The 21,153-nt window shown below is 66.0% G+C and carries 20 protein-coding genes and 1 pseudogene; 8 read left to right on the top strand and 13 right to left on the bottom strand.

The window, feature by feature from the left end; translation table 11 throughout:
- Window positions 1-179 precede the first annotated feature (179 nt).
- Both arr and CR918_RS17805 read right to left on the bottom strand, forming a co-directional pair.
- Window positions 180-614 (bottom strand): NAD(+)--rifampin ADP-ribosyltransferase, encoded by a 435-nt coding sequence (gene arr / locus CR918_RS17810; RefSeq protein WP_099843971.1) that lies wholly within the window; start codon window positions 612-614, stop codon window positions 180-182.
- A gap of 125 nt (window positions 615-739) precedes the next feature.
- The gene (locus CR918_RS17805) at window positions 740-940 is read right to left on the bottom strand and encodes an accessory factor UbiK family protein (protein ID WP_099843970.1); all 201 of its coding nucleotides are present in this window, start codon (window positions 938-940) and stop codon (window positions 740-742) included.
- Window positions 941-1,115: 175 nt separating this feature from the next.
- On the opposite strand from CR918_RS17805, the gene CR918_RS17800 reads away from it, so the two are divergent.
- A complete protein-coding gene (locus CR918_RS17800) occupies window positions 1,116-1,544 on the top strand; it encodes a hypothetical protein (RefSeq protein WP_133119699.1) in 429 nt (142 codons plus the stop codon).
- A gap of 115 nt (window positions 1,545-1,659) precedes the next feature.
- On the opposite strand, the gene ubiK is transcribed toward CR918_RS17800, so the two are convergent.
- A complete protein-coding gene (gene ubiK / locus CR918_RS17795; protein WP_080149656.1) occupies window positions 1,660-1,914 on the bottom strand; it encodes a ubiquinone biosynthesis accessory factor UbiK in 255 nt (84 codons plus the stop codon).
- A 157-nt stretch (window positions 1,915-2,071) separates the two neighbouring features.
- Between ubiK and CR918_RS17790 the strand changes: the two genes are divergently transcribed.
- Window positions 2,072-2,410, top strand: coding sequence for a P-II family nitrogen regulator (locus CR918_RS17790; protein WP_032977217.1), 339 nt, complete (start codon window positions 2,072-2,074; stop codon window positions 2,408-2,410).
- 99 nt (window positions 2,411-2,509) lie between these two features.
- On the opposite strand, the gene CR918_RS17785 is transcribed toward CR918_RS17790, so the two are convergent.
- Window positions 2,510-3,169, bottom strand: a complete 660-nt coding sequence (locus CR918_RS17785; RefSeq protein ID WP_051585083.1) for an RIO1 family regulatory kinase/ATPase domain-containing protein — start codon at window positions 3,167-3,169, stop codon at window positions 2,510-2,512.
- 441 nt (window positions 3,170-3,610) lie between these two features.
- Between CR918_RS17785 and CR918_RS17780 the strand changes: the two genes are divergently transcribed.
- Complete coding sequence (locus tag CR918_RS17780; protein ID WP_049465655.1) at window positions 3,611-4,516, top strand: aspartyl/asparaginyl beta-hydroxylase domain-containing protein; 906 nt, start codon at window positions 3,611-3,613, stop codon at window positions 4,514-4,516.
- A 113-nt stretch (window positions 4,517-4,629) separates the two neighbouring features.
- Here the strand turns inward: CR918_RS17780 and speE are convergent, their stop codons facing one another.
- Window positions 4,630-5,484 carry a polyamine aminopropyltransferase gene (speE, locus tag CR918_RS17775; RefSeq protein WP_032977218.1) on the bottom strand — a complete coding sequence of 285 codons (855 nt, stop codon included), beginning with the start codon at window positions 5,482-5,484 and terminating at the stop codon, window positions 4,630-4,632.
- 179 nt (window positions 5,485-5,663) lie between these two features.
- On the opposite strand from speE, the gene speA reads away from it, so the two are divergent.
- Entirely contained in the window at window positions 5,664-7,553 is a 1,890-nt protein-coding gene (speA, locus tag CR918_RS17770; protein WP_025874563.1) for an arginine decarboxylase, read from the top strand.
- Between the two features lie 43 nt (window positions 7,554-7,596).
- A complete protein-coding gene (locus CR918_RS17765; RefSeq protein WP_033832425.1) occupies window positions 7,597-7,917 on the top strand; it encodes a DUF6122 family protein in 321 nt (106 codons plus the stop codon).
- A gap of 118 nt (window positions 7,918-8,035) precedes the next feature.
- On the opposite strand, the gene CR918_RS17760 is transcribed toward CR918_RS17765, so the two are convergent.
- From CR918_RS17760 to CR918_RS17750, 3 genes are read right to left on the bottom strand one after another with little or no spacing between them, the layout of a single operon-like run.
- Window positions 8,036-9,355 carry an ATP-binding protein gene (locus CR918_RS17760; RefSeq protein WP_025874565.1) on the bottom strand — a complete coding sequence of 440 codons (1,320 nt, stop codon included), beginning with the start codon at window positions 9,353-9,355 and terminating at the stop codon, window positions 8,036-8,038.
- The gene (locus CR918_RS17755; RefSeq protein WP_025874566.1) at window positions 9,352-10,011 is read right to left on the bottom strand and encodes a response regulator transcription factor; all 660 of its coding nucleotides are present in this window, start codon (window positions 10,009-10,011) and stop codon (window positions 9,352-9,354) included. Before CR918_RS17755 ends, CR918_RS17760 begins: the two co-directional genes overlap by 4 nt.
- Window positions 10,011-10,301, bottom strand: coding sequence for a PepSY domain-containing protein (locus tag CR918_RS17750; RefSeq protein WP_025874567.1), 291 nt, complete (start codon window positions 10,299-10,301; stop codon window positions 10,011-10,013). The genes CR918_RS17755 and CR918_RS17750 overlap by 1 nt, the downstream gene beginning before the upstream one ends.
- A 156-nt stretch (window positions 10,302-10,457) precedes the next feature.
- Here CR918_RS17750 and CR918_RS17745 point away from each other — a divergent pair, with 156 nt between their 5' ends.
- Complete coding sequence (locus CR918_RS17745) at window positions 10,458-10,892, top strand: PepSY domain-containing protein (protein ID WP_025874568.1); 435 nt, start codon at window positions 10,458-10,460, stop codon at window positions 10,890-10,892.
- 151 nt (window positions 10,893-11,043) lie between these two features.
- Here the strand turns inward: CR918_RS17745 and CR918_RS17740 are convergent, their stop codons facing one another.
- From CR918_RS17740 to CR918_RS17730, 3 genes are all read right to left on the bottom strand, one after another.
- Window positions 11,044-11,535 carry a hypothetical protein gene (locus CR918_RS17740; RefSeq protein ID WP_025874569.1) on the bottom strand — a complete coding sequence of 164 codons (492 nt, stop codon included), beginning with the start codon at window positions 11,533-11,535 and terminating at the stop codon, window positions 11,044-11,046.
- Window positions 11,536-11,660: 125 nt separating this feature from the next.
- Window positions 11,661-12,869, bottom strand: a complete 1,209-nt coding sequence (locus CR918_RS17735) for an NAD(P)/FAD-dependent oxidoreductase (RefSeq protein ID WP_099843967.1) — start codon at window positions 12,867-12,869, stop codon at window positions 11,661-11,663.
- A 12-nt stretch (window positions 12,870-12,881) separates the two neighbouring features.
- A complete protein-coding gene (locus CR918_RS17730; RefSeq protein WP_025874571.1) occupies window positions 12,882-13,376 on the bottom strand; it encodes a lipocalin family protein in 495 nt (164 codons plus the stop codon).
- Between the two features lie 182 nt (window positions 13,377-13,558).
- Between CR918_RS17730 and CR918_RS17725 the strand changes: the two genes are divergently transcribed.
- Complete coding sequence (locus tag CR918_RS17725; RefSeq protein ID WP_025874572.1) at window positions 13,559-13,807, top strand: hypothetical protein; 249 nt, start codon at window positions 13,559-13,561, stop codon at window positions 13,805-13,807.
- Between the two features lie 90 nt (window positions 13,808-13,897).
- The gene (locus CR918_RS17720; protein ID WP_051501681.1) at window positions 13,898-16,324 is read left to right on the top strand and encodes a DUF3772 domain-containing protein; all 2,427 of its coding nucleotides are present in this window, start codon (window positions 13,898-13,900) and stop codon (window positions 16,322-16,324) included.
- Window positions 16,325-17,022: 698 nt separating this feature from the next.
- Here the strand turns inward: CR918_RS17720 and CR918_RS17705 are convergent.
- Complete coding sequence (locus CR918_RS17705) at window positions 17,023-19,128, bottom strand: phosphoglycerol transferase I (protein ID WP_099843961.1); 2,106 nt, start codon at window positions 19,126-19,128, stop codon at window positions 17,023-17,025.
- 261 nt (window positions 19,129-19,389) lie between these two features.
- Window positions 19,390-21,042 (bottom strand): annotated as a pseudogene (locus CR918_RS17700) (ABC1 kinase family protein); the annotation flags it as partial.
- Window positions 21,043-21,153 lie beyond the last annotated feature (111 nt).

The following is a 21,153-nucleotide window of genomic DNA, read 5'->3' as shown; positions in this document are numbered from 1 at the left end:
GAGCGGTGCGTAATAGTTGACGATATTCTCTGAGCTAACCCCTCTGAGCCATAATCTGGTTAGAGGCGTCGCTGATGGATCGGCAGCACACTTATGTCCGCTCCTGGCCGAAAGCGGACATCATTCGAAAACCTGCTGCGTTGATCGTCCGCCTGCCAAAGCACGGACACTTCTATTCATCAATTGATGATCTCCCCACTCCCCGACGCCACAAACGCCCTCAACTGCCGAACGAACTCCGCGTCGTAGGTCTCCCACTCCGTAATCTCCCCAACAACCCGCAACGGCTCCGCACTCCGATACGACCGTGTCGGATTCCCAGGAAACTTCTTGTTGGTCACATTCGGATCGTCCTCGAATGGCCCGGTCGGCTCCACCAAATACACACGCGGTCGCCCCTCACCCTTGGCCATCACCGCAGCCAGCCCGGCGCCCTTGGCAATCGCCGTGAAATAGATGTGGTTCATCACCACGCTGTGGCGATAGTTGGAGCGGAACCCCGCGCTCAATAACTCGCCCACCGCGAGGTCAGCGCGGGTGCCGTGATAGAACGGCCCGGCAACCTGGTCGCAGGTGTCATGCGAAACGGGTGTCCATTCGGTGTCCTGTGCCATCGGCACTGCCCCTACCTGTTCTGCCGGATCGACAGGCCGGCGAGTCTAGGGCGCCGGGCGGGCCTTGCGGCAAGGCCCCTTCAGGGAAATAATCTGTAAGTGGGAGGCGCGGTGCGCCTCCTTTTTTATTCTGCCGTGCCGCGGCCTTCCAGCTCGCGCACCGCCGCTTCCAGCGCATCCAGCTTCTCGCGGGTCTTCAGCAGCACCGCACGCTGCACTTCAAACTCTTCGCGGGTCACCAGGTCCAGCTTGGCCAGGCCGGCCTGCAGCGTGCTCTTGAAGGTGGCCTGCAGCTCCTCGCGCGATTCGCGCAGGCTCGGCGGCACCCGGTGGTTTCGCGCCGGCTGCGTGCAAGCGCTATGCTCCGGGGCGGGGTGCAGCAGAACGCCACTGTAAGGGCGTGTCGTGTACACGCTGTTTCGGGCCTCAGCCCAAGAGCGTTGAGGGTTCCGTCAAGTGCTGGGAAGCACGTCAGCAAAGGACCGCGAAGGACAAATGACCATGAAGCCAGCGTGTGCCGCGTTCGTGCTGACCCTGATGCTGCCTGCATGCGCGCATCGTGTCGCGACCACGGTGGAGGTAGAGCCCCGCGACGAATTACTGTGCGCCATCGCGGGCAACCCCGGCCAACACGATGGGGAAGAGCTTGTGTTGTCCGCAACGTACATAACGGATAACCGGCACTTCGAGATGTTGCGCAATTCCCATTGCGGCGAGGGTGGGCACATCCTGGTGATCGGCAGGCATGGGTCGTCCGATTCGGTCAAGCGGTTCTACGCGGAACAGAAGCGCATTTGCTTGAAGCGCGATGCTCCAGCGGTGTGCAACACCACGGCCGTCGTGGAGGTATCTGGGCGGGTACGGCTGCAGCCGGAGGGCCTCGTTGTCTTTGATATTGAGGAGGTCCGGTCGTTCCGGTTCAATGAGTAAGCCGATGGCCCGGGCAGATGCTACGTGTTGACCATGCTGGAGTGAGCTCGCTGGGCATGACACGGCAAGGCCTGCAATCGCGGGCCTTGTTGTTCACCGCCGCAGGGGCGTCCACTCAGCCGGCGTCGCTGCGGCCCTGTTCCAGCTCGCGCACCGCCGTTTCCAGCGCATCCAGCTTCTCGCGGGTCTTCAGCAGCACTGCGCGCTGCACTTCAAACTCTTCGCGGGTCACCAGGTCCAGCTTGGCCAGGCCGGCCTGCAGCGCGCTCTTGAAGGTGGCCTGCAGCTCCTCGCGCGATTCGCGCAGGCCCGGCGGCACCAGGTCGCTGAGGCGACGGGCGAGGTCATCGATTTGGTTCAGGTCGATCATGGGTGCTCCGTGGGGTGGTGGGCCTGCGCATCCGGCGCGGCCACGGCTGTTCGGCGATAAGGATACTGCTGGCCCCGGCCCGCCGGACAGGCGCTGTGGGTTTCGCACCGGCCGCGTTCAGGCGCTATCCTCCACGCCGGAATACAGGAGATAGACGATGAAGATGGTCATGGCGGTGATCAAGCCGTTCAAGCTCGACGACGTGCGCGAAGCGCTGGCCGAGCGCGGGGTTACCGGGATCACGGTGACGGAGGTGAAGGGCTTCGGTCGCCAGAAGGGCCATACCGAGCTGTACCGTGGCGCCGAGTACGTGGTCGACTTCCTGCCGAAGGTGAAGCTGGAAGTGGCGGTGACCGACGATCAGGTGGAAGTGGTGGTGGAAGCCATCGTGAAGGCGGCAGGCACCGGCAAGATCGGCGACGGCAAGGTGTTCGTGTATGACCTGGGCAGCGTGGTGCGTATTCGTACCGGTGAGCTGGACGCGGACGCGTTGTAAGCCGCTGAAGGGATGTGACCGGCGGGGTTTTGCGTCGCCGGAACGAAGAGCGGTCGAGCAAGCTCGACCTCTACCGGTAAGGCGGGTGAAGCGAAGCGCCTACCGGCGCTTGGCCCACTTGTAGAACCGCTTCCAGCCTTGGCGCACAGCCGCCACCCAACCGGGGTCGGCGACCAGCGCCGCCTGCGCAGGGCTCGGTGCCTGCCCGGTCACGCGCTGGCGCATCTTCAGCAGGTTCTTCATGTCGCTGCGGCTCAGCTGCCGGCTCAGCGGGTTGCGGCGCAGCCAGCGCGGTACGCGCCAGGCCGAGGTGAAATCCAGCAGTACCGGCACGCCGGCGCTGACCACCACGTTGGTGCCATGCAGGTCGTTGTGGGTGATGCCGGCGGCATGCAGGCGGCTCAGCGCGTGCTGCAGCTGTTCGAACACTTCATTGCCCACGGCCTGCGCGGTGCTGAGGGTCTGGCCGGGGATGAATTCCATGCCCAGGGCCAGGCCACCGAGGGTGCCGAGCAGGGCCGGGGCGTGCTTCCAGCCGCCCAGCCGCTCCAGCATGCGCGCCTCGCGGCGCACCATCAGCCGGGCGATCGGCGACACCGGGGTGCCACGGTAGCGGGAGTAGTCCTTCACCACCGCCGGACGGCCGTCCAGGCAGGTGCGGTAGACATCGGGGGCGAGGAAGCGCTCGCCGCGCTTGAGCAGCAGCGGCGCCACGGCGTCATCGCCGCAGGACGGGGAGGGAGTGATGGAAGGGATCATGTGGGGTCTCGGGCGACCCGGTGGGCGGCGCTGAAGCGTCAAGCGAACCGGTACGACGGGGGGAACTGGCTAAACTTTCGTTAAGCCAATTTTAGTACCGGCAAGTTCGCTATTCCACGATTTGTCGGAGAAATGTCGGCGTCGTGGCTGGAACAGTTCGTCGCGCTTTTTCGGACAATTCTGTCTCACTTTGCGAAAAGCAATTTGATTTCAATAGCTTGCAGATGCGTCCGGCAGCGCTCGCGGCGCGGCGCTGCGGCCCACGCACGCTTGGCTTGACCCCGGCGCACGGCCTGCCGACCATAAGCTGTTACACGCGACATCGACGGCCGCACCCACCCGGCACGTCCCCGTCTCCTGCCGCGTTCCCCCACTGATGCCGGCCCTGCGGCCGCATCGCCCTGTTTCCCTGTCCGGCGCGTGCTGGAGGAAAGTGCTTTGATCATCAAAATCGTACTTGCGGCGCTGTTCGTGTCCTGCGTGCTGTACATCCACTTCCGTGGCAAGGTCCGTGCGCGCTGGTCGCGCCAGCTGCTGGACCATTCCAGCTTCATGGCTCCGATCAACGTGGTCATGTACATGTTCTCCAAGGTGCCGACCACGCCGTTCCTGGACCCGGGCAAGGAATTCCCGCAGCTGGAGCCGCTGCGGCAGAACTGGCAGATGATCCGCGACGAGGCACTGGCGCTGCGCGATGCGCAGGCGATCGCTGCCTCCAGCACGTTCAATGATGCCGGCTTCAATTCGTTCTTCCGCCGCGGCTGGAAGCGCTTCTACCTGAAGTGGTACGGCCCCTCGCACCCGTCGGCCAAGGCGATGTGCCCCAAGACCACCGCGCTGCTGGAATCGCTGCCGGACGTGCGCGCGGCGATGTTCGCGCAGCTGCCGTCGGGCAGCGAGCTGCGCCCGCACCGCGACCCGTTTGCCGGTTCGCTGCGCCTGCACCTGGGCCTGGCCACGCCCAACAACGATGCCTGCTACATCGAAGTGGACGGCATCAAGAAGAGCTGGCGCGACGGCGAGTGGATGATGTTCGACGAAACCTACATCCACCATGCGCACAACGAGACGCCCGATGACCGGGTGATCCTGTTCTGCGATATCGCCCGCCCGCTGCGCTTCGGCCTGCCGGGCCTGTTCAACCGCCTGGTGGCGTCCACGCTGCTGGCCGGTGGCGCCTCGCCGAACCTGCCGGGCGACCCGACCGGTGGCGTCAACAAGGCCTTCGGCAGCGTCTACAAGGTGCGGCTGAAGGCCAAGGCGCTGCGCGAGCGCAGCGTGGTGGCCTATCAGGTGATCAAGTGGGGCCTGGTGGTGGCGGTGATCGCTGGTATCTGGGCGCTGTAAGCGAACGGCCGCCGGGCATGGCCCGGCGCTACCGGAAAACGAAAAAACCCGCGCTGTCGCCAGCGCGGGTTTTTGCTTTGGTAGGTGCCAACCTTGGTTGGCACGCTTTCCGATCAACCCTTCAACGCCGCCTTCACGAACGGCGGGGTCACCAGCACGCCGGTGTGCAGCGCGGCGGTGTAGTACAGGGTATCGAAGGTCTTGGCGGCCGAATCGGCCTGGCGGAAGTCGAAGCTGCTGTCGCCCTTGCGCGCCAGGGTCACGCTCCACCAGCCGGTGGGGTAGCACGGCTGCGGGAACGGCAGGGTCTTGAACGAGCCGAAGCCGGCCTTGCCCATTTCGGTGCGCATTTCGTTGATCAGCTCCAGCTGCATCAGCGGCGACTCGGACTGCTGCACCAGGATGCCGTCGTCCTTCAGGGCCTTGAAGCAGCTCTCGTAGAACGCCTTGTTGAACAGGCCTTCACCCGGGCCGACCGGATCGGTCGAATCGACGATCACCACGTCCACGCTGCCGGCCGGGCAGTTGGCCATGTAGGCCACGCCGTCGTCGAACATCAGCTCGGCGCGCGGGTCGTCGTTGGAATCGCACAGTTCCGGGAAGTGCTTGCGCGCCATCACCGTCACCTGCTCGTCGATGTCGCACTGGGTCACGCTCTCCACGCCCTTGTGCTTGAGCACTTCGCGCAGGGTGCCGCAGTCGCCGCCGCCGATGATCACCACGCGCTTGGGCGCGGCGTGGGTGAACAGCACCGGGTGGCTGATCATCTCGTGGTAGAAGAAGTTGTCCTTGCTGGTCAGCATGATGGCCCCATCGATGGTCATCAGGTTGCCCCAGTCGGTGGTCTGGAAGATCTCGATCTTCTGGAACGGCGACTGCACTTCGTCCAGCTTGCCGGTGATGCGGTAGCCGATGGCCGAGCCGGTGCGCTCGAAGTGTTCGATGTACCAGTTGCTGTTGTCAGTCATGGGAAAGCATTCCTGTTCGGAGGGGATGGAGCCGGGCTGAAGGCGGGGTGCCACGCATCCGGACGGATCGGCCCGTTCAGGTTCAGACCTGCCACGGGCGCGGGCGCGCATGATAACGAACCTGTGGGCATATAGGCGTTATCATGCCCCCCCTTTTATTTGCCACAAGGCCGACTGCAATGACCGATTGGTCCCTCGACCAAGCCCGCAAGACCTACTCGATCCCGCACTGGGCGGATGGCTATTTCGACGTGGATCAGGCCGGGCACATGGTGGTGAGACCGACCGGGGCGGATGGCCCGGTGGTGTCGCTGCCCAAGGTGGTCGATGCCGCGCGCGCGGCCGGTGCCAAGCTGCCGCTGCTGGTGCGCTTCCCGGACATCCTCGGCCAGCGCCTGGGCAAGCTGCAGGCGGCGTTCGCCCAGGCCCAGCAGGATTGGGACTACCCGGGCGGCTACACCGCCGTGTACCCGATCAAGGTGAACCAGCACCGCGGCGTGGCCGGCACCCTGGCCAGCCACCACGGTGAGGGCTTCGGCCTGGAAGCGGGCAGCAAGCCGGAACTGATGGCCGTGCTGGCGCTGTCGCGCCCGGGTGGCCTGATCGTCTGCAACGGCTACAAGGACCGCGAGTACATCCGCCTGGCCCTGATCGGCCGCAAGCTGGGCCTGCAGACCTTCATCGTCATCGAGAAGCCGTCCGAGCTGAAGCTGGTGCTGGAAGAATCCAAGGCGCTGGACGTGAAGCCGGGCCTGGGCGTGCGCATGCGCCTGGCCTCGCTGGGCGCCGGCAAGTGGCAGAACAGCGGTGGCGACAAGGCCAAGTTCGGGCTGTCGCCGCGCCAGCTGCTGGACCTGTGGAAGTCGCTGCGCGATACCGAATACGCCGACTGCCTGAGCCTGCTGCACTTCCACATGGGCTCGCAGATCTCCAACGTGCGCGACATCGCCAACGGCATGCGCGAAGCCACCCGTTACTTCGTCGAGCTGTCACAGCTGGGTGCGAAGATCACCCACGTCGACGTGGGCGGTGGCCTGGGCGTGGACTACGAAGGCACCCGTTCGCGCAGCTTCTGCTCGATCAACTACGGCCTCAATTCGTACGCCAGCAACATCGTGCAGCCGCTGGCCAATGCCTGCGAAGAACACGGCCTGACCCCGCCGCGCATCGTCACCGAGTGTGGCCGTGCGATGACCGCGCACCACGCGGTGCTGATCGCCAACGTGTCTGAAGTGGAACAGGCGCAGGAAGGCCGCGTGCCGGACCAGCACGACGACGAGCCGGCCTCGATCCGCCACCTGCGCGAGATCCACGAAGAACTGGACGTGCGTCCGGCGGTGGAACTGTTCCAGGAAGCACAGCACTTCCATGCCGAAGGCCTGTCCAGCTATGCGCTGGGCCAGATCGACCTGCCGCAGCGTGCGCGCATCGACGATCTGTTCTATGCCATCGCCCATGGCGTGCGTGCGCGCCTGAGCTACGACGAGAAGAGCCATCGCCCGGCGCTGGATGAACTGAACGAGCGCCTGGTCGACAAGTACTTCGTCAACTTCAGCGTGTTCGAATCGATTCCCGATGCGTGGGCGATCGACCAGGTGTTCCCGATCGTGCCGATCGAGCGCTTGAACGAGGCGCCGGATCGCCGCGGCATCATCGCCGACATGACCTGCGATTCCGATGGCATGGTCAAGACCTACGTCGAGAACGAAAGCCTGGACAGCTCGCTGCCGCTGCACGCGATCAAGCACGGCGAAAGCTACCGCATCGGTTTCTTCATGGTCGGTGCCTACCAGGAAATCCTCGGCGACATCCACAACCTGTTCGGCGATACCGACGCGGTGGAAGTGCTGGCCGATGCCGATGGCTACGCCATCACCCAGCAGCGTCGCGGCGATACCACCGACGTGATGCTGGACTACGTGGGCTACAAGCTGGATGACCTGCGTGCGGCCTACGCCGAACGCGTGGCATCGGCGGACCTGTCGCCGGAGCGCGCGCAGGAACTGTCCGAAGCGCTGGAAGCGGGCCTGACCGGTTACACCTACCTGTCCGACGAACCGTTGATCTGAGGGTGACGGGAAAGCCGGGCATGGCCCGGCGCTACCGGTGCTGATGAGCGCCCGCGCGATCTTTCATCTGTTCCTGCATGCCGCCGTGCCAGCCCTGCTGGCATGGCTGTTCTGGCGCAAGCGTTTCGCCTCGGCGTGGCTGTTGCTGCTGCTGGGCTGGATCATCGACCTGGACCACCTGCTGGCCGATCCGATCTACGCCCCGAACCGCTGCAGCATCGGCTTCCACCCGCTGCATACCGCACCGGCGATTGCCGTGTATGCCGGGCTGTGCGTGCCGAAGAAAACGCGGCTGGTGGGCATCGGTTTGATGATCCACATCGTGCTCGATGCCATCGACTGCTGGTGGATGCATCACCGTTGAGGCTTGGTAGATGCCGACCTTGGTCGGCGCTCTTGATGCGTGTCGACCACGGTCGACACCTGCCGGCGCGCGCATGATCCGGTAGCGCCGGGCCATGCCCGGCGAGCGCAGCGGCGCGTCACCCCATCGGCAACCACAACGTGGCGCGCAATCCCGGTTGTGCATTCTCCAGCGCCAGCCGTCCACCATAACTGGCGGCGATATCACCCACGATGGCCAGGCCCAGGCCACTGCTGTTTTCGCGCTCATCCAGCCGTACGCCACGTTGGGTCACCTGCGCCAGCGCCTCGGCTGCCAGCCCCGGACCGTCGTCGCGCACATCAATGCGCAACTGTTCGTCGTCCACGCGCGCAGTGACCGTCACCTCCCGCTGTGCCCACTTGCCGGCGTTGTCGAGCAGGTTGCCGAGCATCTCTTCCAGGTCGGCGCTGGCACCGGCGAACTGCAGGCCGTCGGCAATGCCCTCGGCCTGGAACTGCAGCGCACGGTCGCCATGCACGCGCGCCATCAGCCCGCACAGCGCCTGTGCCACCGTGGACACCGGCGTGCGTTCGCGATGGTCGGCGGTCAGCCCGGCGGCAAGGTAGCGATCGACGCTGGCCTGCATGCGTGCGCCCTGTTCGCGCAGCGTTGCGCGCCACGCGCGGCCCTCGCCATCGGCCTCGGCGGCGAGCACGCTCAGCGGTGTCTTCAGCGCATGCGCCAGATCCTGTGCGCTGGTGCGGGCGCGGCCCACCATCCGTTGCTGGTGGTCGAGCAGGGTATTGAGCTCCTCGCCGAGCGGTGCGATTTCAGCGCCCAATCCGGCCGTATCGATGCGCTGTGCATCGCCGCGGCGCACGCGTTCCAGCTGCGCACCGAGACGCTGCAGGGGCCGCAGACCGAAATGTACCTGGCTGGCCAGTACCGCCAGCCACGCCGCCACCAGCACGGCCAACGCCATTGCGCTGCGCTGGCGGAATGCGGCGACGTCCGCATCCAGTGCACTGCGGTCGGTGGCGACCACGGCGACATAGGGTTGGTTGGCGCGGGGCAGGCGCACCGGTTGCACGCGCGCGCGCAGCGATTGCTGCAGCGGGCCCGGCAGATTGCGTTCGGCTGCGCCAGTGGCGGCCACTGGCAGCGTTTCGTCCCACAACGAACGTGACTGCAGCAGCACCTTGCCGCTGCCATCGGCGATCTGCCAGTACGCGCCGGAGAACACGCGCTGGAAGCGCGCATCGTTGGGTTCCTGGCGCAGCTGCAGCTGGCCATCGGCATCGATCTCGGCCTGCGCCAGCAGGGTCAGCATGTCCTGCTGCAGTTCGTTGTCCAGGCGGTCGCGCGCGCTGCGCTTGAACAGTTCCCCCAGCAGCGCACTGGCCAGTGCCGAGACCAGCAGCAGGCCGATGCCACCGGCCAGCAGCAGCCGGCGTCGCAATGACGGCTGCCGGCTCACGGCGCGGCCAACCGCCAGCCCTGGCCGCGTACGGTCTGGATCAGGTCGGTGCCGAGCTTGCGGCGCACCCGCCCCAGCAATACGTCCAGCGCATTCGAATCGGGGTCATGACCGCCATCGAACACATGTTCGCCCAGGCGGTCGCGGCCGATCACCTGGCCGCTGTGGTGGATGAAGTAGCTCAGCAGGCGGAATTCCTGCGGGCTCAGCGCCAACGCCTGGCCATCCAGGTCGAAGCGCCCGGCATTGACGTCCAGCTGCAGTGGACCGCACTGCAACCGTGGACTGGCATGGCCGTGGCTGCGGCGGATCAGCGCGCGCAGGCGCAGCACCAGTTCGTCGGCCTGGAAGGGTTTGGTCAGGTAGTCGTCGGCGCCGGCGTCGAAGCCGGCCAGCTTGTCGTGCCAGCGCCCGCGCGCGGTCAGCACCAGCACCGGAAAGTCGCGGCCGTTGCCGCGCCAGCGTTCGATCACGCTCAGGCCGTCCAGCCCGGGCAGGCCCAGATCGACGATGGCGGCCTGCAGGTCTTCCACCTGGCCGATCTCCTCGGCCTGGCGACCATCGGCCACCACCTCGACCACGTAACCGGCCTGCTCCAGCAGCGGCTGCAGGCGTTCTGCCAATGCGGCATCGTCTTCGGCCAACAGGATGCGCATCAGTCGTCCAGCTCCGTCTTCAACAGCCTGCCGTTGCGCGCATCATAGTCCAGCTCCACCACCACGCCGTCGGCGCGCAGGATCTCCACTTCGTACACGCCATCGTCCAGTTCCACTTCCAGCAGCTGGCCGGGGTGGCGCTTGAGTGCATCGCGCACCACGCCTTCCAGCGGCACGTAGCGGCCTTGCTGCACCGCGCGGCGCGCGACCTGCTGCGCCGGGTCCTGGGCAGGGCCGGCGGCGGTCGGGGCGCTGGCCAGGGCCAGCAGCAGTGACAGGGAGGGCAGGATCGGCACGTGAGTGGCTGGAAGCATGGGAACAAGTGACAGGCGCGAGTGTGCCGCGGCCGACTAACGGTTGGCTAACAGCGCCGGCTAGGCCGCTGTTAACCACGCCGTGCATCGTGGCGTTGCCGGGATGGTCCGGCACCGAACAGGAGAACCCCCATGTTGAAGTCGCTCACCCTCGCCACCGTTGTCGCCCTGGCCGTGGCCCCCGCCGTCCAGGCGGCACCGCTGGGCATGGCCCAGGTCGAACAGACCCTGCGCAAGGCCGGCTACACCCAGATCCATGAGATCGAGCGGGATGATGGCCTGTGGGAAGCTGATGTCAGCCGTGCCGATGGTCGTTTCAGCGAGGTGTATGTGGACCCGAAGACCGGCGAGATCTTCGACGAGCACGATGGGCGTGCGCAGCTGAGCACCGAGCAGGTGCTGGCCAAGGCGCAGTCGCAGGGCCTGCGCGAGATCCATTCGCTGGAACGCGATGGTGCGACGTGGTCGCTGGAAGCGCGCAATGCCCGCAACCAGAAGGTGGAAGTGCGCCTGAGCGGTCATGACGGCCGCATCCTGCACAGCGAGCGCGATGGCTGGCTGGATTGACGCCTGCTTCGGGATGGGGCGTGTCGCTGGTAGCGCCGGGCCATGCCCGGCGAGCGCAGCGGACGCATCAGGCCGCCGGGCATGGCCCGGCGCTACCTTCCGCTGTTACCAGTAGAGGCCGACCTTGGTCGGCCCAGGCCCGACGCGGGGCTTACCAGCCGTAAGGCGGCGGGTAATCCCAATAGCCCGGGCCACCACCGTAATACCCACCACCGCCGTACGGCCCGAAGAAGCCCGGGCCCTTGCCTTCGCTCACGTGGATGTTGACGTTGACCCCGCGGGTCTTGCCTTCATCGTTGGTGTAGTTCTTGCTGAGATTCAGCGTGGCGGCGTTGTAGTGGGTGTTGCCGTAATTCTTGGCATAGCCGATGCCGGTGGTGAAGCTGCCGGAGACCTTGACCTTGTCGTCCTGCACGTCGGCGATCCTGCCGTCGCCGTGCACGCGCGGGCCGGTCTTGTCGCCGTAGAACGTGCCGGGCGGATCCTGTTGCAGCGTCGGATCGTTGAGATAGCGCATAGGCGTCTGCGGCACGGACAGGTCCAGGCCGGACGCCTGCGGCGCGGTGGCGCCGGCGGCGGACTGCGCCAACGCGGTCCCGGGCAGGGCGGCCAGGCACAGCAGCAGGGTCAGGGGGCGGATCATGACGGCACTCCAGCGCAGAGGGGCCGCGCAGCACGCGGCGGTACAGGCCGACGCTAGCAGGCGTTGCTTGAATGATGCCTGTCGGCGCCCGTTTGCGGTAGAGCCAGGCCATGCCTGGCTTCACGCTACAACCGCCCGAACCCGAACAGGTCCTGCAGCGGGTGCCGGCGCCGCTCGATCCGCGCCCGCAGCAGCCCGGCGCCGATCATCGAATAGGTGATGCCGTTGCCACCATAGGCCATGGCGAACTGTACCCGTGGCCCCCATTGCGCATGCGGCCCGAAGAACGGCAGGCCGTCAGCGGTCTCGGCAAAGGTGCCCGCCCATGAGAACGCCGGAGTCGGCTGCAGGTGCGGGAACCATTGCAGCAGCTGCTTCATCAGTTTGCGGGCCTTGCTGTCCACCCGGCCATCGCGGCGGGCGGGAATATCGATGGCATCGTCCAGCCCGCCCACCAACAGCCTGCGGTCGCCAGTGGCACGCAGGTACAGGTAGGGGCGCGCGCTCTCCCAGACCATCGTGCGCTGCAGCCAGCCCAGTTCATCGGCGTTGATCGGGTCGGTGATGAACGCATAGCTGCTGCGGTTGCGGGCCACGCGCGGGTCCAGCCACTGCTGGTTGGCATAGCCCATCGCCAGCACCACGTGGCGGGCGCGGATCTGCATGCCGGATTCGGTGCGGGCGGTTACGCCGCGCGCGGTGGGGGTGAGGGCATGCAGCACGGTGCGGTCATGCACAGTGCCGCCGCGCCGCTGCAACCGCCGCAGCAGCCCGTAAGTGAAGCAGTAGGGATCAACCCGTGCGGCCTGGCGGGTCAGCAGGGCGCCTCCGGCATCGACGCTGAAACGTTCCTGCAGCGCATCCCGGTCCAGCCAGCGCGCATCCAGGCCGATGCGACGGCGCGCCTCGCCTTCGGCCATCAGCCGCGGTACGTCGCGGCGACGGCTGGCCAGGTACAGGCTGTCCATCTGCTTGAAGTCGACGTCCTTCAGGCCGCGCGCGACCTCGCCCAATGCAGGGATCGCGTCCGCACAGGCCTGGTAGGCCAGTGCCGCAGCGTCCTGGCCATACTGCGAGGCCAGTTCCAGCAGGTGGGTATCGATCTCGTACTGCAGCAGCGCGGTACTGGCTGCGGTGCTGCCCCAGCCGATGTCACGCTGCTCGATCAGCGCAACGTCGTGGCCATGGGCCGACAGCTCATCGGCGATCAGCGCGCCGGTGATGCCACCACCGACCACCAGCACATCGCACTGCAGATCCTGTTCCAGCGGCGGAAAGGCCTGGATCAGGCCGTTGCGCACCGCCCACCACGGGTAACCACTCTTCAGGTCCATGCGATGTCAGGCTCAGGCGGTGGGGTGGCCGGTATGCGGGGTCAGGATCAGTTCGGACAGATCGAAGCCCTGCAGGCGCGCGCTGGCCAGATAATGTTCCTGCACGGTGGCATCGAGCCGGGGCTCACGTGCCAGCAGCCACAGGTACTTGCGATCCGGGCTGCCGACCAGGGCAACGCTGTAGTCCGGCGCCACCTGTATCACCCAGTAGTCACCCTTGGCGAAGGGCAGCCAGCGCAGGCCCTTGGGCAGGAAGCTGACTTCCAGCCGCGCGCTGTCGTTGTCGATCGCGCAGGCCTCACCGGTGGCTTCCTCGATCTCGCCGTCCATGCGGCAGCGGTTGGTGACGCCCACGTTGCCGTTGTCGAGCAGCTGGTAATGGGCCGACACATCGGTGCAGCCCTCCGGCTCGTGGCGCATCGGCAGGCGGGCGATCTCGTACCACGTGCCCAGGTAGCGGGGCAGCTTGAGGTCGGTGACGGTCTTCAGGGGAGGCAGGTCGGTCATTGTCAGGCGTGGCAGGAGAGGACCTCCACGATGCCGAGGACACTGCCACGGGCGGGTGAAGCCGGGGCGAGGGCCATGTCCAGAACATTCCGTCGCCCGGGCGGAGCGCGTGCCGTCATCGGCGCAGCGGTATGCTTCCGCCAGCGCCGCGTTTTTCCGATCCAACCGAAGTGGAGGTGCCGATGTACCAGGTGATCCTGTTGAAGAGTGAAACCCAGTTCGCCCGCGAGCAGTGGCCGCAGGTGGACGATCTGGTGGACTACGAAGGCGTGGCCTACAGCCTGCGCGCCGGGCCGCGCCAGCCGTTGCCGACCGACCACGCCTGGCACCCGATCGCGGTGTATGCGCCGGATGAGATCACCGAGGAAGAATTCCAGGACTGGTACGCGCTGCAGCAGCCGCAGGTGGAAGAGCTGCGCCTGAAGTACTGAGCCGCAACCAGCGGCAAGCGCCTGCGCATCCGCCGTTTACAGTACCTGCCGTATAGTCGCGCGCAGGCGCGGTGGTCCGCGCAAAACGGTATGGCTGGCTTGTCTTCCTTCTTCCGAACGATCCTGGTGCGTGGCCCCTGGTTGGCCCTGCTGTTGTGCTGCACGCTGCTGCTGGCTGTGCCGGCGCTGGCCCAGGATGACGACCCCACGCCCAAGCAGCAGCTGGCGCAGATCGACAGCACGCTGAAGGATGTTGAGCGCAAGCGTGTTGATGCCGAAGCCACCGAAACGCTGGGCACGCTTTCGGAAAATGCATCACAGGCCAAGCGTGATGCCGAGGCGCTGGAAAAGACCCTGCAGCCGCAGCTGGACCAGCTCAACGAGCAGCTGACGCAGCTGGGCGAGGCGCCCAAGGACACCACTGAACCGCCGGAGCTGGCGGCGCAGCGGCGCACGCTGACGCGTCAGCGCGATGCCCTGGCGGCATCGATTGCCCAAGCCAAGTCCAGTGCCGTCCGTGCGCAGCAGTTGAGCGCGGACATCGACAAGCAGCGCAACGCGCAGCGCACCGAGGAACTGGGGCGCAAGGTCGCCTCGCCACTATCGCCAACGCTGTGGCGGCAGGTGGCCGACCAGTTGCCGAACGATATCGCCCGGGTCACCCCTTTGGCCCAGCAGGGCCGTGCCGCGCTGACCACGGCCATTGCCACCCATGGCTGGGGCACGTTGCTGCTGGGGCTGGCGGCGGCACTGGTGATGATGTTCCCGTTGCGCCTGTGGCTGCGCGCGCTGGGGCGCCGGTTCGCTGCGTCCGAGCGTGCCCCCGACGGCCGCCTGCGCCGCTCTGGTCTGGCCATGTGGTTGCTGCTGGTGGGCACCCTGCTGCCCGGCTACGCCGTGGTGGTGCTGGTGGCTGCGCTGGATGCCATCGGCGCGATTCCGCCGCGCTTGCAGAGCGTGGCCGAAGGCGTACAGGCGGCGACGTTTGCCGCGGCCTTCATTTCCGCGCTCAGCGCCTGCCTGCTGGTGCCCAAGCGGCCTTCGTGGCGGCTGCTGAACCTGGATGACACCGCCGCGCTGAAACTACGCAAGTACGCCTGGGGTGCCGCAGCACTGGCCTGGCTGAGCACGGTGCTGGTGGCCATCGATCGCGCCACCCGCACCAGCGACGTCACTACGGTGGCGCTGGACGGCGTGATCGCGCTGACCTATCTGGGCCTGATCATGGCCATGCTGGTGACCCTGGCGCGCCTGCATCGGCGCCAGACCGCCGAGGCCGAGGCGAAGCTGGAAGCGCAGGCCGACGGCCAGGGCGCGGCCGTTCCGGTGCGGCGCAGCAGCTGGCTGGTGCTGGCACGGGTGGCCGGCAACATCGCCGTGGTGGCCGCGATCATCGCCACCCTGATGGGCTATGTGAACTTCGCCAAGTTCGTCAACCAGCAGCTGATCGGCGGCAGCATCGTGGTGCTGGCGGCGACGCTGCTGTTCAAGTTCGTCGATGATTTCTCCACCTGGCTGCTCAACGCCGACAGCAAGGTCGGCCAGACCATCCTGCTCAGCACCGGCCTGAGCGTGTCGCGGCTGGAGCAGGCCGGTGTGCTGCTGTCTGCCGTGCTGCGCACGTTCGTGGTGCTGATCGCGCTGCTGGCACTGGCGGCGCCGTTCGGCAACATCGGCTCGGTGGTCGAGCGCGTCGCTTCGCTGGCCAACGGCATTTCCATCGGCGACATCACGCTCAAGCCTGCGCGTATCGCCATCGCCCTGCTGGTGATGCTGGTCGGGTTGGGGCTGACGCAGCTGCTGCAGCGCTGGTTGACCGACACCTACCTGCCCAAGACCGAACTGGACCTGGGCGCGCGCAATTCAATCAGCACGATCACCCGCTACGTGGGCATCATCCTGGTGGCGCTGTGGGCGCTGACCGCCATGGGCCTGAACCTGAAGAACCTGGCGTTGCTGGTCAGTGCGCTCTCGGTAGGTATCGGCTTCGGCCTGCAGGCGATCATCCAGAACTTCGTCTCCGGCCTGATCCTGCTGACCGAGCGGCCGGTGAAGATCGGTGACTGGGTGAAGCTGGGCGATCAGGAAGGCGACATCCGCCGCATCAACGTGCGCTCCACCGAGATCCAGGTGAGCGACAAGTCCACCTTGATCGTGCCCAATTCCGAGTTGATCACCAAGACCATCCGCAACATGACGATGGGCAACAACCAGGGGCGCATCCAGATCCAGTTCGCGGTGCCGGCCAGCACCGATGTCGCGGGCCTGCGGCAGGCGTTGCTGGATGCCTACGGTGCCCACAACACGGTGCTGCAGCAGCCGGCGCCGTCGGTGTACATCGACAGCATCGCTGGCGGCCAGATCACCATCAACAGCTTTGCCTACGTGGCCAGCCCGCGGCAGGTGTATGGCACGCGCAGCGATCTGTACTTCAGCCTGCTGCAGATCCTGGCGGAGCGAAACATCCCGCTGTCCACGCCGACCGACATCCACATCACCCGCGATCCGCCGCAGTAAGAGGGTGGGTCGGCAGGGCTGCGCCCTGCACCCGCCGAAGCGGTAGTGCCGGCCGCTGGCCGGCAACCTCAGGAGCAACAGCAACAGCAACAGCAAAAGCAAAAGCAAAAGCGGGTTTCCTGTGGGATGGCGGGGTGGGTCCGGTTGCGGGGGTGTCCGCGGCATGGATGCCGCGGCCAAGCCTCCAAGGACGGGTTTACGGCGTCCCCCGCAACCGGACCCACCCCGCCTTCGACAGATTCCCGCGATCTGTCGGAACGGTGTTCTGTGTTGCTGTTGATGGGTGTCGACCTTGGTCGACACGTAGATCCACGCCATGCGTGGATGCTCTTCAATGAACTATCGAAATATTCGATTTCATGCAGATGGGGTCAGATCCGTTTTCCGCAAGAAAACGGATCTGACCCGGATTGATTTCCATATCTGACAGAAGTGTCGACCAAGGTCGACACCTACCGACAGCTGCAGGAATCTGTCAGAGGCGGGGCGGTGTGGGTTGGCAGGACCGTTGGCGCCATGGATGGCGCCATCGAGCCCCCAAGGACGGGTTTACGGCGTGTCCTGCCAACCCACACCGCTCCGCCACCCCACGGAACCCCAGCTGTTGCTGTCGCTTTGGCTGTTGCCGTTGAGGTTGCCGGCCAGCGGCCGGCACTACTGCTTCGGCAGGTGCAGGGCGCAGCCCTGCCGAACCCCCTTTACCCCCGCGGCCGGCCGCGCGAGGGCACCAGTGCGAAGGTATCCACCGCCAGCTTCTCGGCATGGTTCAACCACGCGCGGATTTCCAGATCATCCACTTCGTGGTCGAGCCCGAACGCTACGTTGATCTTGCCGTCCGCATCGGGCTGCACCCACTGCTGGGCCAGCACCACCTTGCGCTGCGAGGACACCGCTTCGATCCAGAAACCGCGATCCGGGCGCGTGCTCGCCACCAGCTGCAGCATGTACTGGCCGGCGCGGGTACGGCGGCCCTTCTGCGTGATCATGTGTGCCTGGCGCACGCTGGGGCGGGGGCCTTGGAAGGCATCCAGTGGTGCATCCACGTCGATGCCGTTGCGCAGCTGGCCGTCCCGGTACAGCTTGATGCCGTTGTCGCGGTTCACCAGCAGCGCGCACCAGTCGCCGTCGGCCGAGCCATCCTCGAACGCGGTGCAGCGATCAACGTAGGCGAGCGTGTTGTCCGGGTCGGCATCGTCGAACTGGCGCGAGGTGTTTTCCAGATACACCGATTTCAGGTCCCAGTCCTTGTCGTATTCCAGCAGCACCGGCGGCTGCACGTGCTGCAGGCCCACCACCACCTGGTCGTCGCCGTCGATCTTCAGCTGCCGCGTAGGCTCACCCAGCCACAGCGAGCGGGCGAAGGCCAGGTACTGCGGATAGTCGCGGCCGCCATCGCGGCGTGCCGCGGCGCTGGCACTCGGCGCGCGCTTGTCGTCCAGCAGCGAACGGCCAAAGCCCATCGTCTGCAGGTTCGGATCGAGCAGGCTGAGCAGGGTGGCCCCGGAATCCAGGGTCGAGCCGTCTTCGGCGGCCAGCTGGCGCGGGGCCACGCCATCACCGAGGAACAACAGCAGGTTCTCGCGCTTCTGCCTGGTCAGGATATGGCTGAGGTCGTTGGGCATGGCCAGGTGATCGGAGGCGATCACGATCAACGTGTCCTTGCCGTAGGGGCTGGCCTGGATGCGTTCGACCAGCTGCGAAATCAGGCGGTCGGTGCACTTGAGCGCATTGAGCATGCCGATGTTGCCGTACTGGCTCTGGTAGCGCTCGCCCTTGCAGGCCACCGGCAGGTGCCCGGCCGGATGGTGCGTGTCCATGGTTAGCGTGGTCAGCATGAACGGCGCATCCTGTCGCGACAGCTGCTCGAAGCGCTGGTAGGCGGTGTCCAGCAGCACGTCGTCATGCACGCCCCACGCCGAGTAGTGGATACGGCCGATCTTCTTCTGCTGCTTGAACCACGCCAGGTCATGCACTTCATCGAAGCCGTGGCTGGCCAGGAACTGGCCCTTGCCGGCGAACTGGCCGTTGGCACCACCCAGGTAATGGTTGGTGTAGCCCTGCTGCTTGAGGTAATCGCCCAGGCACACGGCCTTGGGCAGGAAGCTGCCCATGCGGTCCATGCTGTTCTCATCACCCTGCGAGGTGGTCAGCGGCACGCCGCACATCGACGACACCAGGCCGGCGATGGTCCAGCCACCGCCTTCGGCCGAGGCCAGCCCGCGCACATCCAGCGACCTGGCCGCCAAGCGGTTGAGATTGGGCATCAGGCCGGGAAACACGGCCTCATCCAGATAGGTTCGCTCCAGGCTCTCGCCGTAGATCCAGACGATGTTGCGTGGGCGCTGCAGGGCCTGCGTGGGCACCTGGTATTCGGGGGCGATACGGGCGAAATCCACCGGGCGCAGCTGCTGGTACAGGCGTTGGCCATCGCGGGCCAGTGGGCTGATCATGATCGTGGCCACCCACAGCGCGGCGAAACCGGCAAACCACGCACCACCGGCCGTGGGGCGGCGCCAACGCTTCACCCGCGTAGCGAACAGCGGCAGCAGCGACACGGCGGCCAGCACGATGAAGCCGGCGATATAGCCCTTGAAGTCGGCGACACCGGCGCCTTCCATGTCCGCACCCAGGTGGTACAGGGTGGCGGCGTTGAGTCCGTCACCGGACAGCTTGTCGATCAGCCACCAAGCACTGAGCGCCAGCAGCAACAGCGAGAACAAGCCTGCTTTCCACCACACCCACTTTGCGGACGCGAGGAACAACCAGGACAGCAGCAACAGCGACAGCAGCAGAATCCAGAGCATAGGCAGCTTCGGCAGTGACGGGGTGGCGATGGACGTCGTACCGACGCGTGTCCATCCGACCGGCGCTGCTGCAAGCACATCTGCATGACAGGCCGATGACCCGATAGTGCATGCACGAACCTGACTGAAATGTTTGTTGAAATCGTGCGCGCGATATCACGCTGCGAACGTAAATCGAGCGTGAAAACTCACGCTCGATTGCATTAAAAACCTGCATGAATGCACTGTTTTCGCTGATCCACGTCGAGCGTGGATGCGACACTATCGATGCCCGCGTTCCTCGCGCGAACGCGCACGGCGATCGAACAACAATGCGCTGGTCACGATGCCCAGCCCAAGCACCACGCCGATCAACAGCAGCACCAGTGCGATGGCGGGATAGCCCAGCACATGCCAGCCGGTGTCGATCTTCATCATCATTGCCGCCGCCATGATCAACGCGGCGCTGATGATGCCGGCGGCCACGCGGTTGGCGATCTTCTGCAGGTTCTCCATCAGCCGCGATTCTTCCAGCCCGGTCACCTTCATCTGCAGGCGGTTCTCGGCCAGCAGCGCCATGATGTCCGACAGCTTGCGCGGCCCGTCGCGCAGCAGTTGCTGCAGCTCCATCGCCTCGCTGGCCAGGTTGGCGGCCGACAGCGATTTTTTCAGGCGCGCGCGCATCACGTGCTGCAGCTGGCGTTCGACGATGCGGCGCGTGTCCAGATCCGGTGCCAGCAGGCGGCATACGGTTTCCAGGTTGAGCAGCGCCTTGCCCAGCAGGCTCAGCTCCGGCGGCGTACGCAATCCGGACGAGGTGGCGATGCGCACCATGTCCAGCACCACGCGCCCTTCGGAGAAGTTCGCGCTGGCGGCATAGCGTGCGATCAGCTGGCCGGTCTCGCGCAGGTAGCGCTCCTCATCGAATGCCTCCAGCCGCGTGCTGATGCTGATCAGGTCGTCGGCCACTTCCTCGCCGCGGCCATCGACGGCGGCAAACAGGATCTTCAGCAGGCGCTCGCGCAGCCGCGGCGGCATGTGCGCGACCATGCCCAGGTCGAAGATGGCCAAGCGCCCATCAGGCATCACCCGCAGGTTGCCGGGGTGCGGGTCGGCGTGGATTTCGCCGTGCACGAAGATCTGGTCCAGATAGCCGCGGATCAGCGCCGCCGCCAGCGGGTCCATCGCCTGTTCGGTGCGGCGCACATCGGGAATGGCATCCACGCGCACGCCGGTGGCCAGTTCCATGGTCAGCACGCGATGGCTGCTGTAGTCCCACAGCGGCTGCGGAATCCACAGGCGACGGAACGGCTTCAGGTGCCGGCCGAAGCGCGACAGGTTCTCGGCCTCGGCGTGGTAGTCCAGCTCCTGCATCAGCGTCTTGGCGAATTCGTTGAGCCAGTCGCGCAGGCGCACGCGGCGACCGATCTGGGTCAGATGGTCGGCGGCCAGGGCGAAGCTGCGCAGCACTTCCAGATCCGAGCGCAGCTGCGCGGCCACCTCGGGCTTCTGCACTTTCACCGCCACCTCGCGGCCGTCGTGCAGCACCGCGCGATGCACCTGGGCGATGGACGCACAGCCCAGCGGTTGTGGGTCGAATGCGGCGAACAGCTTGTTCACCGGCGCCCCCAGCTCCTGCTCGACGATGGCGTGGATGCGTTCGACCGGAATCGGCGCCACCTTCTCCTGCATGCGCTCCAGCGCGGTGGCGAACTCCACCGGCACCATGTCCGGACGGGTCGACAGCATCTGCCCCAGCTTGACGAAGGTGGGCCCCAGCGCTTCCAGGTCACTGACGAACTGCTCCGGATTGCCGTCCGGTGGCACGTCGGTGTGGCTGCCGGCAGCGTCCAGGTTCATGCCGGAGAACACGCCGGAATGGCGGTAGCGCATCAGCAGGCGCAGGATCTGGCTGCGCCGGTTCATGCCCCTGATCAGCGGCGGATTGCCTGTGGCGGTGGACGGATTGCTCAAACGACACTCCTCGAAGACGACGACCCGATGTCCGTGATCCCGCCGCCGGCGGGACCGGATTACGCTTCCAGT

The sequence above is a fragment of the Stenotrophomonas indicatrix genome, assembly GCF_002750975.1.
GTDB classification, from domain to species: domain Bacteria; phylum Pseudomonadota; class Gammaproteobacteria; order Xanthomonadales; family Xanthomonadaceae; genus Stenotrophomonas; species Stenotrophomonas indicatrix.
The sequence above is the reverse complement of the archived record's forward strand: the minus strand, read 5'-3'. Positions and strand labels throughout refer to the sequence as shown.